At 44.8% G+C, this 686-nt stretch carries 1 protein-coding gene; it reads right to left on the bottom strand.

Annotated features, from left to right (window positions below):
- On the bottom strand, positions 1-485 hold a 485-nt coding region (locus F0L68_RS41620; protein WP_149855415.1), incomplete at its 3' end, for a hypothetical protein.
- Positions 486-686 lie beyond the last annotated feature (201 nt).

Genomic DNA, 686 nt, shown 5'->3' with positions numbered 1-686 from the left:
GCAACCCAACCTTTTCCCCAACCGTCCGGCCCATCCAGAGTCGCTCTGGATTCATCGGTGACCGGTACCATCTGCATGTTGGTCTTCATATGCTCTCGAGCCCATTTCAACCGTGAATCCTTGTGCCTGGCCGACAGAGGAGGTCGTTTTTCAGCTGCAACACTCTTCCCCATGACTCTCAGCAACCGACATCTTGTTGTTTTCGAAACTTCAGGAAGACTTGCTTGGTTGAAAATCTCTTTAGAGGTCAGTCCTGGCTTCTTTGACATTATTCTCTTCACATTACGAAGATCCCGAGTGCTAGCTGTCTTCAGAACGCCAGAGTCCGAGCGTTTTTTCCTTGGCGACGGGTCCGCAAGATAGCGCTTTACCGTGTCAACATGGCGGCCTATTGAAGCAGCAATATCTTTAATAGGCGTTCCTTTAGCCATATATTTCACTATTTTGGCCTTTTCCGCATCAGTAAGGCCTCTAGCACGTCCCATTGTGAATTTTGTGCACAAAAGCTAATAGCGTGAGACACCCAATAAACACCTTAAATGCAATAACGCATGAAATAGTGAAAAGATTCAAATAAAGAGCCGGTGGCAGTGTTGCCATACGTAAACACTTCATCCAGAAAAGTTTCAGCTTAAAAGGAAAAGTCGCAACATATTTAACAATAAAAAAATTAGTCAAGCTATTAT

Source organism: Solihabitans fulvus, assembly GCF_008386585.1.
Taxonomy (GTDB): domain Bacteria; phylum Actinomycetota; class Actinomycetes; order Mycobacteriales; family Pseudonocardiaceae; genus Solihabitans; species Solihabitans fulvus.
This window is presented reverse-complemented; position numbering and strand designations above follow the sequence as displayed.